The 13,445-nt window shown below is 63.5% G+C and carries 10 protein-coding genes; 4 read left to right on the top strand and 6 right to left on the bottom strand.

The window, feature by feature from the left end; translation table 11 throughout:
• The first annotated feature begins 24 nt into the window (after positions 1-24).
• Both NKJ37_RS19145 and NKJ37_RS19140 read left to right on the top strand, forming a co-directional pair.
• Entirely contained in the window at positions 25-2,346 is a 2,322-nt protein-coding gene (locus NKJ37_RS19145) for a PAS domain-containing sensor histidine kinase (RefSeq protein ID WP_352774682.1), read from the top strand.
• A gap of 108 nt (positions 2,347-2,454) precedes the next feature.
• Positions 2,455-2,715, top strand: coding sequence for a type II toxin-antitoxin system prevent-host-death family antitoxin (locus NKJ37_RS19140; RefSeq protein WP_023812822.1), 261 nt, complete (start codon positions 2,455-2,457; stop codon positions 2,713-2,715).
• A 484-nt stretch (positions 2,716-3,199) separates the two neighbouring features.
• Here the strand turns inward: NKJ37_RS19140 and NKJ37_RS19135 are convergent, their stop codons facing one another.
• The 4 genes from NKJ37_RS19135 to NKJ37_RS19120 all read right to left on the bottom strand — a co-directional run bounded on the left by NKJ37_RS19135 (position 3,200) and on the right by NKJ37_RS19120 (position 10,224).
• Positions 3,200-6,160: a bifunctional [glutamine synthetase] adenylyltransferase/[glutamine synthetase]-adenylyl-L-tyrosine phosphorylase gene (locus NKJ37_RS19135; protein WP_352774680.1), complete on the bottom strand. Its 2,961-nt coding sequence runs from the start codon at positions 6,158-6,160 to the stop codon at positions 3,200-3,202.
• Complete coding sequence (locus NKJ37_RS19130; RefSeq protein WP_352774679.1) at positions 6,160-7,638, bottom strand: sensor histidine kinase; 1,479 nt, start codon at positions 7,636-7,638, stop codon at positions 6,160-6,162. Before NKJ37_RS19130 ends, NKJ37_RS19135 begins: the two co-directional genes overlap by 1 nt.
• Before the next feature lie 7 nt (positions 7,639-7,645).
• Complete coding sequence (locus NKJ37_RS19125) at positions 7,646-8,320, bottom strand: response regulator transcription factor (protein WP_023812818.1); 675 nt, start codon at positions 8,318-8,320, stop codon at positions 7,646-7,648.
• 350 nt (positions 8,321-8,670) lie between these two features.
• Positions 8,671-10,224 carry a Do family serine endopeptidase gene (locus NKJ37_RS19120; protein WP_352441296.1) on the bottom strand — a complete coding sequence of 518 codons (1,554 nt, stop codon included), beginning with the start codon at positions 10,222-10,224 and terminating at the stop codon, positions 8,671-8,673.
• Between the two features lie 196 nt (positions 10,225-10,420).
• Between NKJ37_RS19120 and NKJ37_RS19115 the strand changes: the two genes are divergently transcribed.
• Both NKJ37_RS19115 and NKJ37_RS19110 read left to right on the top strand, forming a co-directional pair.
• Positions 10,421-10,690, top strand: coding sequence for a CopG family ribbon-helix-helix protein (locus NKJ37_RS19115; protein WP_023812816.1), 270 nt, complete (start codon positions 10,421-10,423; stop codon positions 10,688-10,690).
• A complete protein-coding gene (locus tag NKJ37_RS19110; RefSeq protein WP_128303003.1) occupies positions 10,687-10,995 on the top strand; it encodes a type II toxin-antitoxin system RelE/ParE family toxin in 309 nt (102 codons plus the stop codon). The genes NKJ37_RS19115 and NKJ37_RS19110 overlap by 4 nt, the downstream gene beginning before the upstream one ends.
• Here NKJ37_RS19110 and NKJ37_RS19105 read toward each other — a convergent pair.
• Positions 10,992-11,456: a cytochrome c-type biogenesis protein gene (locus NKJ37_RS19105; protein WP_352609848.1), complete on the bottom strand. Its 465-nt coding sequence runs from the start codon at positions 11,454-11,456 to the stop codon at positions 10,992-10,994. The genes NKJ37_RS19110 and NKJ37_RS19105 overlap by 4 nt on opposite strands.
• Positions 11,453-13,444, bottom strand: coding sequence for a heme lyase CcmF/NrfE family subunit (locus NKJ37_RS19100; protein WP_352609849.1), 1,992 nt, complete (start codon positions 13,442-13,444; stop codon positions 11,453-11,455). The genes NKJ37_RS19105 and NKJ37_RS19100 overlap by 4 nt, the downstream gene beginning before the upstream one ends.
• Position 13,445 lies beyond the last annotated feature (1 nt).

Below are 13,445 nucleotides of genomic sequence, written 5' to 3'. Positions count from 1 at the left end.
AGGCAAATTCGGGGAGTGCCATTTATGGCGAAGGCGGACGCGTGGGGCGCGCCCGGAGGGACGGTTTTTGCGCATCGCGAGACGCGCGGCGACGGTCTTGCCGGGAATACGCGGCTCATCGCCGAACCGGCCTACCGGCGGCTTCTGGCCGCCGAGCCGCTGCTGCGCCGATCAATACCCGCCCTCATCATCACCTTCCTGATCGTCATCGCAGCGCTGCGCGTGCTGTCACTGATGAACGAGCGCGACGATGTCGAGCGCAATGCCAAGGCGATCCTGACGCTGGCGGCGGGCCAGTTGGCCAGTTCGCTCGCCACCACCTCGGAAACGGTGCCCGGCGCCATACAGGATCTGCTGGAGACCACCAGCCGTCAGGGCGCGATGGGCCGCAGCCATGTGCTTGTCATCACCGACAGCGCTTTCAAGATCGTCGCGGTGACGCCGCGCTCGATGCCATGGCAGGGCCATTCGCTGGACGGCCTCGTCGAGGGCGGCGAGCCCTTGTTCATGTTCGGCGATCGTGCCGGCGTCATGGACGTCAACATCGGCGGACGGGACTGGTACGCCGCGGTCAGCCTGGCGGATGGCGGAAAGGGCGCATCGGCGGCCCTGGTGCCACAGGACGCGGTTTTCGATGCCTGGCGCAAGACCGTTTCGCTGAACGTCACCCTGTTCGTGCTGACGGCCGGCGTGCTGATCGTCATCCTCTATGCCTATTTCGGCCAGGCCGCGCGTGCGCAGGCGGCCGACCGCATCTACCTCGAAGCGCATCAGCGCATCGACATGGCGCTGGTTCGCGGCCGCTGCGGCCTGTGGGACTGGGACATGGTGCGCGGCAAGATGTACTGGTCGCGCTCGATGTACGACATGCTCGGCTACAAACCCTGCGACACGATGCTGTCCTTCGGCGAGGTCGATCAGATCATCCATCCCGAGGACGGCGACCTGTTCGAGCTCGCCAACAGAATCGTCGCACGCGAGATCGACCACATCGACCAGGTGTTCCGCATGCGCCACGCCGACGGCCAATGGATCTGGATGCGCGCACGGGCGCAGGTCATCGATCCGGAAGCCCCGGAGATCCAGCTGATCGGAATTGCCGTCGACGTCACCGAACAGCGTCATCTGGCGCTGCGTTCCGAGGCTGCCGACCTTCGCCTCAGAACGGCGATCGAGAACATCAACGAATCCTTCGTGCTGTGGGATTCGACGCAGCGCCTGATCATGTGCAATTCCAAATACCAGCAGGACAACGGGCTTTCGGACCGCGACGTGATGCCGGGCACCGCGCGCGCGGCGCTGGAAGAACGCATGCTGGCCTTTGCTTCCGAACGGCGGCTTGCCCACACCAGCGGTCTGCAGGGCGGCGCCACTTTCGAGCGGCAGCTGGCCGATGGCCGCTGGCTGCAGGTCAACGAACTGAAGACCCGGGACGGCGGCATCGTCTCGGTCGGCTCCGACATCACCCAGATCAAGCTGCACCAGGAGAAGCTGGTCGACAGCGAGCGCCGGCTGATGGCAACGATCCATGATCTCAGCCTCGCGCGGCGGGCCGAAGAGGAGCGCTCGCGCGAACTGGTCGACCTCAACCGCAAATACATGAAGGAAACCGAACGGGCCGAAGCGGCGAACCGGGCCAAATCCGAATTCCTGGCCAACATGTCGCATGAGTTGCGCACGCCGCTGAACGCGATCATCGGCTTCTCCGAACTGATGGAACAAGGGCTGTTCGGCCCGCTCGGATCGGAGCGCTACGAAGAATATGCCACCGACATCAACAGCAGCGGCAAATATCTCCTGGGCGTCATCAACGACATTCTCGACATGTCCAAGATCGAGGCCGGCCAGTTTTCGCTGGACCGGGAAGAGATCGATCTTGGCCCGCTGATCAGCGAAACGGTTCGCGTCGTCTCGCTGCAGGCGGCGCAAAAGGCCATCACCGTGGAAACGCGCATTGCCGATGCGCTGACGCTGGTCGCCGATCGCCGCGCGATCAAGCAGATCGTCATCAACCTTTTGTCCAATGCGGTGAAATTCACCGGCCAGGGCGGCCACATATCGGTCAGGGCCCGCAACACATCCGGCGCGCTGGTGCTGACGATCGAGGACAATGGCTGCGGCATTCCCAAGGAGGCGCTCGGCAAGCTAGGACGGCCCTTCGAGCAGGTGCAGAACCAGTTCTCCAAGAGCCATGCCGGGTCTGGCCTTGGCCTTGCCATCTCACGTTCGCTGGCCGAGCTTCAGGGCGGCGCGCTGAAGATCCGGTCGAGCGAAGGTGTCGGCACGATCGTGTCGGTGCGCATTCCGGTGAAGAGGGCCGTGCCGGCGATCAAGGTTGCAGCGTGAATATTTTATCACCATCCCAGGCCTGATCCCACCTCATGGACGCGAGGTGAAACGCTTTGACAAAGTTATCTATTTTATCCACCTTAGATAAGAAAGGTAGACTTTGTCATGCGAGTGACTTCAACAGAATTCCAGCAGAATGTCGGGCGTTTTCAGGACGCTGCCCAGCGTGCGCCGGTCGCAATCACAAAGAATGGCCGGACCCACACGGTACTCCTGTCGGCGGCGATGTTCGAGGTGTTGGTCAAGGGACGAGTCGCCCGTAACGCGGAAGAACTGGATGATGAGACGCTGAACGCCATCGCCGAAAGCGCCGTACCGAGCGAATATGCCGGGCTCGATGCGATGCTCAAAGACTGGACACCGTGAGCCTGCCCAAACCTATCCCGGGTCTGGTGATTTCCTATTCTTACCTCTGGGTGAGAGAACACGAAAGGGTGCCGAAGAAGGTCGCAAAAACCGACCATGCGCCATTGTCGCCGCGCGCCGGGTCGTGGAGGGCCGTGAAGTCATAACGGTCGTTCCGGTCACACACTCGCCACCGGCTGATCCTGCCGATGCAGTAGAAATACCTGCGCCACTCAAAGCCCATCTCTGCCTCGATGACACGCCGTCATGGATCGTCGTGACCGAAACCAATGACTTCCTCTGGCCGGGTCCCGATCTCAGGCCCATCGCGAGAAGCAAACCGTCCCGATTCGACTATGGTATGCTGCCGCCGCGCTTCTACGCCTATCTGCGGGAGAGAATTTTGCAGGCTCACGCACGCCGCGCGCTCCGGCAGATTCGGCGAACAGAGTAGCTGCATGAGACTGGAAACACGAAACGTCTTCAATTCCAAGGGACGATCGCTTCACGGTGATCCCGAACGAAACAAAAGATCAAAGTCCTTCCTGACCTTCTGCGACGTCTCCTTGAGGTGTGCTTCCAGCACACCGAAATCCGGCAAGTCGGTCACCGCCAGAAGCAGATCCGAAAGCCCCGGCGGAACGTCGTCGCGCTCAAAGGCTCCGGTGAGGCACAGCCGCGTCATCTGGGTCAGTGCAAGATAGAGCGCGTAGGCATCGCCAAGCTCCTGCCTTATCCCGGCATCGGCGAAGCCCGGTGCGAGGCGCGACAGGATCTCGGCGGTGCCGGTGGCGCGGCGCCCGGTCTCGACCTGCCCGGTGATGACGGCCACCTGGGCGATGAATTCCAGATCGATCAATCCTCCGGGAATAAGCTTGATGTCCCAGAGATCGCGCGGCGGCTTTTCCTTCTCGATCATGGCCCGCATGTCCGCAGCCTCGGCCATCACCTTGGCGGCGTCGCGCGGCTGTCCAAGCACCGTCGCCACTTCCGCTTCAACCTCGCCGCACAGGCTGGCGTCGCCGGCAATGGCGCGGGCGCGGGCCAGCGCCATGTGTTCCCAGGTCCAAGCTTCCTGGCGCTGGTATTTCTTGAAGGCATCGATATGGGTGGCCACCGGCCCCTTGTTGCCGGACGGCCGCAGGCGCAGGTCGAGTTCGTAGAGCACCCCCTCCGCCGTCGGCGCGGACACCGCCGCGATCAGCCTTTGCGTCATGCGGGTGTAGTAATGCGAAGGCGCCAGCGGCTTGTCGCCGTTGGACTCTTCGGCATCCGGCGCGTGGTCGTAGAGCAGGATCAGGTCGACATCCGATCCGGCAGTCAACTCGCGGCTGCCGAGCTTGCCCATGCCGAGCAGCGAAACCACGCCGCCGGCAATGATGCCGTGGCGTGCCGCGAATTCGGCCGTCACCGCCTTCAACGCAGCCTCGATGGTGAGATCCGCCAGATCGGAAAAGGCGCGGCCGGCCCGCGCCGGATCGATCGAGCCGGCGAGCAGCCGGACACCAATCAGGAATTTCTGCTCGGAGGCAAAAATGCGCAGCCGGTCGAGCACATCCTCGTAAAGTCGGTCGCCCTCGACGAAGGCGGAAAGCCGCGCCGACAGATAGGCGCGGTCCGGTAGTTCGGTGAGCAAGGCCGGGTCGAGCAAACCATCGAAGACATGCGGCCTGCGGGTGATGATCGCCGCCAGCCGGGGGGCGGCCCCCATGATCGTCGCCAGAAGCTTCAGCAGGGCAGGATTGGACTGCAGCAGGGAGAACAGCTGGATGCCAGCCGGCAGGCCGGCGAGAAACTCGTCGAAGCGCATCAGAGCTTCGTCGGCCCGGCGCGTCTGGCCGAAGGCGCGCAGCAGCGCCGGCGTCAGTTCCGTCAGCCGCTCGCGTGCCTCCGCCGACTGGGTGAGGCGATAGCGGCCGAAATGCCAGCCACGGATGACGCGGCAGATGTCGCTTGGCCGCTGAAAGCCGAGCCCGTGCAAGGTCTGCAGCGTATCGGGATCGTCGACATCGCCGGTGAAGACCAGGTTGCCGATGCCGGTCGATAGTTCGGGTGCTGTTTCGAACAGTGCCGCGTAGTGGCGTTCGACCTGCTGCAGCGAGGCACGGAACGCTTGGGAAAAGGCAGAAGCGTCGGCAAAGGCGAGCATGCGGGCGATGCGCTCCAGGCCTTCATCATCTTCCGGCAGTGTGTGCGTCTGCTCGTCGGCAACCATCTGCACGGCATGTTCGACGCGGCGCAGGAACCAGTACTGGCGGGCAAGCGCATCGCGCGCCTCGGTGGTGATCCAGCCGCGGGTCGCAAGCTCACCGAGCATCGGCACGGTCTCGCGGCCACGCAGTTCAGGGAAGCGTCCGCCGGCGATGAGCTGCTGGGTCTGGACGAAGAACTCGATCTCTCGAATGCCGCCGCGGCCAAGCTTAACGTTGTGGCCTTTGACCGCAATCTCGCCATGGCCCTTGTGGGCGTGGATCTGGCGCTTGATCGAATGGACGTCGGCAATCGCCGCGTAGTCCATGTATTTGCGCCAGATATAGGGCTGCAACTCCTTGAGGAAGGCCGCACCCGCGGCCAGATCGCCTGCCACCGGGCGTGCCTTGATCATCGCGGCGCGCTCCCAGTTCTGGCCGCGTGCCTCATAGTAGCGCAATGCCGCCTCGACCGGGATCGCCAGCGGTGTCGAACCGGGGTCTGGGCGCAGTCTCAGATCGGTGCGGAAGACATAACCGTGTTCGGTGCGGTCCTGCAGGATGCGCACCAGGCGGCGCGTCAGCCTCGAAAACAACTCGGTGGCGTCGAGCGGATCGACGACGGCGGGCGCTTCCGGATCGAAGAAAACCACCAGATCGATGTCGGAGGAAAAATTCAGCTCATGCGCGCCGAGCTTGCCCATGCCGAGCAGGATCCAGCCCGACTGTTTCGACGGATTGCCGACATCCGGCAGTTTGAGTTTGCCCTGGCCATGCGCGTCACGCAGCAGGAAGTCGACGGCCGCACGGGTGCAGGCGTCTGCAAGATCGCTCAATCGCCGGACCGTCAGCGCCGTTTCGGCCTCGCCGGCAAGATCGGCCAGCGCGATCAGGAAATGCGCCTCCGCCTTCCACTGGCGCAGCTCCATCATCAGGCCGGATTCCGAGACTGCTTCGGTTAGATGCACCTGGTCGATGGCGGCGCCGATCGCCTTCAGCCGAGCCTCGATCGTCTGCTCGAACAGCCCGTCCAGGATTTGCGGCCGGCGACGTGCGGTATCACGCAGGAACGGCGACAGATCGAAGACGGCGGCAAGGAAATCCTGGCCCTCCCCTTTGCCTGCCAGGAACTTGGCCAGCCGCGTCAGTCCTTCTTCGCGCGCGGCGGAAGCGATCTCGGCCAGTTCCAACCGCGCACGGTCCTTGTCGAGCGGAGCAAGCTTGGCAGCCGGCTTCAGCAGCCATCCAGTCTCCACCCGCTTCGCTGCAGTGCTCATCAGTGATCCTCCCGAGCCGGGAAACTCATGACCACGGATAGTCCAGGATTGCCAGGCAAGAGTTCAAGCCGGCCATTGTGGAACGTCATGACCGCCTTGGCGAGGCTGAGGCCAAGACCGGAACCCGGCTGCGAACGGCTCTTCTCCAGCCGCACGAAACGTTCCGTGGCGCGCGCGCGGTCGCCATCGTCGGGAATGCCGTGTCCATTGTCGGCAACGGACAGGCGAACGTCCGCACCGGCTCGCTCGAGCGTGACGCGCACCGCCGGCTGGGCATTGGCGCCTGTGGAATATTTGATGGCGTTGTCGACGATGTTCGACAGCGCCTGACCGATCAGTTCGCGGTTGCCGTTGACGGACACCGCCTCGCGCGCGTCTGCTTCCAGTGACAGGCCTGCCTCTTCCGCCACCGGCTCGTAGAGTTCGACGACATCGCGCACGGCCTCCGCCAGATCGACGCGGTTGGTGTTCTCCGAGGAGTAGCCAGCCTCCAGCCGGGAGATCATCAGGATGGCGTTGAAGGTTTTTATCAACTGGTCTGACTCGGCAATGGTGCCTTCCAGCGCCTGCCGGTAATCGGTGGGCTTTTGCTTGCCCGAAAGCGTCGCTTCGGCCCGATTGCGCAGCCGGGTCAGCGGCGTCTTCAGATCATGCGCGATGTTGTCGGAAACCTGCTTCAGGCCTTCATTCAGCGCGGCGATCCTGGCCAGCATGGCATTGAGATTTTCGGAGAGCCGGTCGAACTCATCGCCAACCCCCGTCACCGGCAGCCTGCCCGACAGATCGCCGCCCATAATGCGGCGGCTGGCTTCCGACACGCTGTCGATGCGCTTCAGCGCGGCGCGGCCGACAAAAAACCAGATCAGCAATCCGCCCAGCCCCATCATGCCGAGCGCCAGCATCAGCGCACGGCGGATGACCGCACGAAACCGCTCCGGCTCGCCAAGGTCGCGGCCGACCAGCATGATCATCTGGTTCGGCAGCCGCAGCACCAGCGCTATGGCGTTGTGGCCCTTTTCGCCCTGCGCCTGCGCATCGTTCTGCTCGGATTGGGTGGTGGTACCCTGCTCGGCGGGAAGGTTGCGCAGGCGCTCGAGCTCTCCCTCGCCAAAGCGCTGATAAGAGAACGGACTGCTGGTCCAGCCTTCGTTCTCGAGAACGCCCGGCTCCAGGCTCTGCACATTGCCGGTCAGGATTTGGCCGTTGGCGTCGGCGATCAGGTAAAGGTTGGCGCCGGGCTGGCGCGAGCGCTGTTCCACCACGCGCACCAGGATCGGCAGGCCACCGCGCTGGTAGGCGCGGGCAAGGCCGAGCACTTCGTCATTGATGGTCTCCTGCGTCTGCGCGGTCAGCATTCGCGCCGACAGCGACGTCATGTAGAAGACGAGCGCCACCGCGCACAGCGCGAAGAGCAGGAAGTAGAGCGCCGAAAGCCGCGCTGCCGTCGTCTTCATGATGGCTGGCACGGAAAGAGCCATGCCGCAGCTAGCCGCTCTTCAGCATATAGCCGGCGCCGCGAACCGTATGCAGGATGGGCTTGTCGAAGCCCTTCTCGATCTTGCCGCGCAGGCGGGAGACATGGACGTCAATGACATTGGTCTGCGGATCGAAATGGTAGTCCCAGACATTTTCCAGCAGCATGGTGCGCGTCACCACCTGGCCGGCATGCCGCATCAGATATTCGAGCAAGCGGAATTCACGCGGCTGCAACGTTATCTCGCGTGACGCACGGCGGACCGAATGCGACAGCCTGTCGAGTTCGAGATCGCCGACGCGGTAGACGGTTTCGGCTTCCTTGGCGCTGGCGCGACGGTTCAGAACCTCAACGCGGGCGAGAAGCTCGGAGAAGGCATAGGGTTTCGTCAGGTAGTCGTCGCCGCCGGCGCGCAGCCCCGTGACCCTATCATCGACTTCGCCGAGCGCCGACAGGATCAGCACTGGCGTTGTGTTGCCCCTGGACCGGAGACCGGCAATGACCGACAGGCCGTCGCGACGCGGCATCATCCGGTCGATCACCATCACGTCGTAGTCGCCGGCGTCGGCGAGCGCAAAGCCGGTTTCGCCGTCACCGGCGACATGAGCGGTGTGACCGGCCTCGGCAAAGGCTTTCTGCAAGTAATCCGCAGCCTCGCGATCGTCTTCTATGACGAGAATCTTCATAGGGCTGTTATACGCGATTTCGCCGGAAGGTTGAGTGGCAGACATCTGCATTGTGGCCTTTGCCAAAGCGCACCGCGATCAAGATTGCCCGAAGCCGTGCGCGATAAAGCTGCTCGCCGCCGATGTCGTTTGCATCGGATCGCGGAAGCGCTTTTGAAAGTGTGCGGCAGCGGACGATGGGAAGCCCGCTGCCGCCGGGGGAAGGCGCGATGACTGACTAACGCGCGCTCCTCCATGCTTTCCCGCACGGCGGCTCGGGGTATTGAAACTGCCGCACTGGAAAAGTCCAACCTGCCGCCGGAACGCCCTCACCCACCTGGAAAGGCCGAGAGAACGCTCCGGGACCGACCTCAGCCTTTGGCGACGGGCAGCGCGACGAACCGATTGGTGTCGTCGCGGGTGATCTGCATCAGCACTGCCTTGCGGCCGGATTTGACTGCTTCGGTCATCGCCTTGGTGACGTCTTCGGTGCCGTTCACTTCGGTCGAATTGACTGACGTGATGACGTCGCCCGGCTGGATGCCGCGATCGGCGGCGTCGCTGTCGGGATCGACATCGGTCACCACCAGTCCCTTGCCGTTTTCAGACTTGGTAACGGTCAGGCCGAGATCGGCCAGCGTGTCGGGCTTGGCCGGGGCGGCGGGCTGCTGCTGATCGACAGAGGCCTGCTTGTCGCTCGAAGGCAGTTTGCCGAGATCGACCTTGACCGTCTGGCTCTTGCCGTCGCGCCACACGGTGACGTCGACCGACTTGCCAGGCGAATAGGCGCCGATCAGCCGGGCCAGTTCCTTCGGCGAAGCGACATCCTTGCCGTCGACCTGGGTGATCACGTCACCGGCCGTGATGCCCGCCTTCTTGCCGGGACCATCGTCCTGGGCACTGGAAACCAGTGCGCCGTTGTTGGACTTCAGACCAAGCGACTCAGCGATGTCGGAGGTGACCGGCTGGATTTCCACACCGAGCCAGCCGCGCTGCACGGAACCGCTCTTCATCAGGTCCTGAACGACCTGCTTGGCGGTCGAAGCGGGAATGTCGAAGGCGATGCCGACGCTGCCGCCTGACGGCGAGAAGATCGCGGTGTTGATGCCGACGACCTGGCCGTTGAGGTTGAAGGTCGGACCGCCAGAATTGCCGCGGTTGACCGATGCGTCGATCTGGATGAAGTCGTCATAAGGGCCAGCGCCGATGTCACGGCCGCGGGCGGAGACGATGCCGGCGGTGACGGTTCCACCAAGGCCGAACGGATTGCCGACGGCCACCACCCAGTCGCCGACGCGAACCTTGGAGTCATCGGCGAAGTCGACATAGGTAAACTTGCCGACGCCGTCGACCTTAAGCACGGCGAGATCGGTGCGCGGGTCGGTGCCGATCAGCTTGGCGTCGAGCTCCTTGCCGTCATGCATCACCACGGTGAAGGCCGAGCCTTCCGAAACGACGTGGTTGTTGGTGACGAGGTAGCCGTCATCCGAGATGAAGAAGCCGGACCCTTGAGCAACCGGCCGCGGCTGGTCGTTGTTGCGGTCGCGGTGGCTGAAGCGCCTGTTGCCGCCACCCTGGCCGTCCTGGTCACCAAAGCCACGGAATTCCTTGAAGAAGCGGCGCAGCTGTGGATTGTTGGGCAGGTTGTTCATGCCATCCTGGTCGTCGGACGGGTCGGAGCCATCATCGGCGGCCGGGCTGATCTTGGCCTTGACCTTGACGCTGACAACGGCGGGAGAAACGCGCTCGACGACATCGGCGAAGCCCGGCACCTGCGGCGCCTCGACGCGCACGGCATCGGCCAGAACAGGGCTGGTTCCGCTGGTCAGCGCGCCAACGCCGATCGCACCGGCCACGGCGACAGATGCGACGGCAGCCATGAGACGCTTGCGGGTGACCGAATATGAATTGGGGGCAATATTCATGGATTTCTTATCCTCTTTCAACGGACGCTGCTTGGTCGGCATCCTCAGGAAAGGAGAATTAGAGCGGCACACATTACAGCGCCATTTCCGACACATGAAACTTTGGTAATGTTTGGGAGTCAGGGGACGTACAATCCCCTTGGCTGCCATGTCCGATGTGCTATCTTGTACACAACTCAGCACAAGGCTTTCATAAATGACAGCAAGCACCACCATGACCATCCGGGTCTCTCCCGAAACCAAGCTGAAGCTGGAGCGGATCGCCACCGACACCCGGCGTAGCAAATCGTTCCTCGCCGCCGAGGCGGTCTCGGCCTACGTCGATCGCGAACTCGATATCATTGAAGGCATCAAACGCGGCATGGAAGATGCGGCGGCTGGCCGTGTCGTGCCTCACGACGATGCGATGGCGGAAATCGACGCAGTCATCGAATCGGCGGAAGCCAGGCGCTTGGGCAAGGCGTGAAGCGGTTCGTCGCCTGGTCGCGAGAAGCGCTGGACGATCTTAAGCAGCAAGTTGCCTTTATCGCTCAGGACAATCCTGCTGCCGCCCGACGCCTGGCGGATCGTATTCATGAAATGGGCCAGGGCCTTGGTGAGATGGCGACGGGCCGCCCAGGCCGAGTGACAGGCACATATGAGAAGCTCATCGACCGCCTGCCCTACATCATTGCCTACGAGTTGCGCCCAATCGCTGGCCGTCAGAGCGTCGTTATCCTGCGCGTCATTCACACGTCGCGAGACTGGCCCTCGGAGGAATGGCCAAGCTAATTGCCTAGTATCTTGTCCAGCGCCGCCTGTTCCTCAGTGGTCAACGCATTGGTCGCCAGCACGCGGCGCGACCGCGCGGTCAGCACGATGAAAACGCCTCCTATCAGCAACAGCAGGACGGGCGTGCCCCATAGCAACGCATTGCGCAGGTCGAAACGCGGCTTCAGCAGCACGAACTCGCCATAGCGCGAAACCACGTAGTCCATGACCTGCTGGTCGGTGTCGCCGGCGACGAGGCGCTGACGCACAAGGACGCGCAAGTCGCGGGCAAGGTCGGCATCGGATTCGTCGATCGACTGGTTCTGGCAGACCATGCAGCGCAAGCCTTCCGACAGCGCCCGCGCCCGCGCCTCCAGCGTCGGATCAGGCAGCACCTCGTCAGGCTTCACCGCCAGGGCCGTGCCGGCAAAGAACAGCGCCAGCAGCAGGACAATGGAGGTCAGCGAAAGCCGCGCGTTCATGGCAGGGTCGCGGATGGCACCGCGCTCGCCTGCTTGCGCCGCCGCGACGGCGCGCCGACGCGCAGGCGCCGGTCCATCAGCGACATCGCCGCGCCCGCCATCATCATCAGGCCGCCGCCCCAGATCAACGTCACCAGCGGCTTCCACCACAGACGGACGACGACGGAACCGTCATTGCCCTCGTCGCCGAGCGAGATGTAGAGCTGCGAGAAACCAATCGTCCTGATGCCCGATTCCGTCGTCGTCATCTGCCGCACCGGATAAAACCGTTTGGCGGAGCTGATTTCGCCAACAGGGCTGCCGCTGACGCCGATCAGTTCGAAGCGGCCGAGATCCTCGCTGTAATTCGGTCCCTGGGCCGGATAAAGCCCGACGAAACGCAGCGTATGGCCGGACAGTTCGACGGTCTCACCGGCATGCATCGACAGGATCTTCTCGGTGCCGAAGCAAAGTGTGCCGACGATGCCGAGCGTGGTCAGGCCGAGGCCAAGGTGAGCGAAGGCGGTGCCGAAGACCGAGCGCGGCAGGCCGAGCAAGCGCCTGACCATGATCCCCGTTGCGGCGGTCCGAAAGCCGGATTTGACGGCGAGGTCGGTGAGCGCGCCAAGGATCAGCCAGACGGCAAGGCCAACGCCCAGGGCTGCGAACACCGAGGCGCCGTCGATGAACAGAACGGTGACCAGCGTCGCCAGCAGCGCCGCTGCAAAGGCCACCATAAGGCGCTGCGCGACGGCGAAGACATCGCCGCGCTTCCAGGCCAGCAAAGGCCCGAACGGAACCACGAGCAGCAGCGGCACCATCAGCGGTCCGAAGGTGAGATTGAAGAACGGCGCGCCGACCGAGATCTTGTCGGCTGAGAAGGCTTCGACGGCGAGCGGGTAGAGTGTGCCGACGAGGACGGTCGCCGTCGCCGTCGTCAGGAACAGATTGTTGAGGACCAGCGCCCCTTCTCGGGAAATCGGTTGGAACAGGCCGCCGGTCGTCAGCCGGGAAGCGCGCAGCGCAAACAGCGCCAGCGAGCCGCCGATAAACAGCGTCAGGATGCACAGGATAAACACGCCCCGGGTCGGATCGGTGGCAAAGGCGTGCACGGAGGTCAAGACGCCTGAACGCACGAGGAAGGTGCCGAGCAGCGACAGCGAAAAGGTCAGGATGGCGAGCAGCAGCGTCCAGATCTTCAGCGCCGAGCGCTTTTCCATGACGATGGCCGAATGGAGCAGCGCGGTCCCCGCCAGCCACGGCATAAAGGAGGCGTTCTCGACCGGATCCCAGAACCAGAAACCGCCCCAACCGAGTTCGTAGTAGGCCCAGTACGATCCCATGGCGATGCCGCCGGTCAGGAACATCCAGGCGACCAGCGTCCACGGCCGCACCCAGCGCGCCCAGGACGCGTCGATGCGGCCTTCGATGAGAGCGGCAACCGAGAAGGAAAAACAGATCGAGAAGCCGACATAGCCGAGATAGAGGAAAGGCGGGTGGATGGCGAGGCCGAGATCCTGCAGGATCGGGTTGAGATCGCGGCCTTCGATCGGCGCCGGATTGAGCCGGATGAACGGATTGGACGTCGCCAGGATGAACAGGAAGAAGGCGGCGCCGATGGCGCCTTGCACCGCTAGCACATTGGCGCGCAGCGTCGCCGGCAGGTTGGAGCCGAAAGCGGCGACGAGCGCGCCGAAAAAGGTCAGGATCAACACCCAAAGCAGCATCGAGCCTTCATGATTGCCCCAGGTTCCGGTGATCTTGTAGATCAACGGCTGCAAGGAATGCGAGTTTTCCCACACGCTTGCCACCGAGAAATCGGAGCTTGCATAGGCACTCGCCAACGCTGCGAAGGACAGCGCCGTCAAGGCAAAGCCGGTCACTGCGACCGGACCGCCGACGGCCATGAGGCGCTGGTTGTTCAGGCGCGCGCCAAACAGCGGCACCACCGTCTGCACTAGCGAAAGCGCAAACGCCAGGACGAGGGCGAAATGGCCCGTTTCAACCATG

Origin of the sequence: Mesorhizobium sp. M0140 (assembly GCF_040322475.1) — a bacterium.
Taxonomy (GTDB): Bacteria; Pseudomonadota; Alphaproteobacteria; order Rhizobiales; family Rhizobiaceae; genus Mesorhizobium.
Note: the sequence above shows the minus strand (reverse complement) of the source record. Positions and strands in the feature narration are given on the sequence as shown.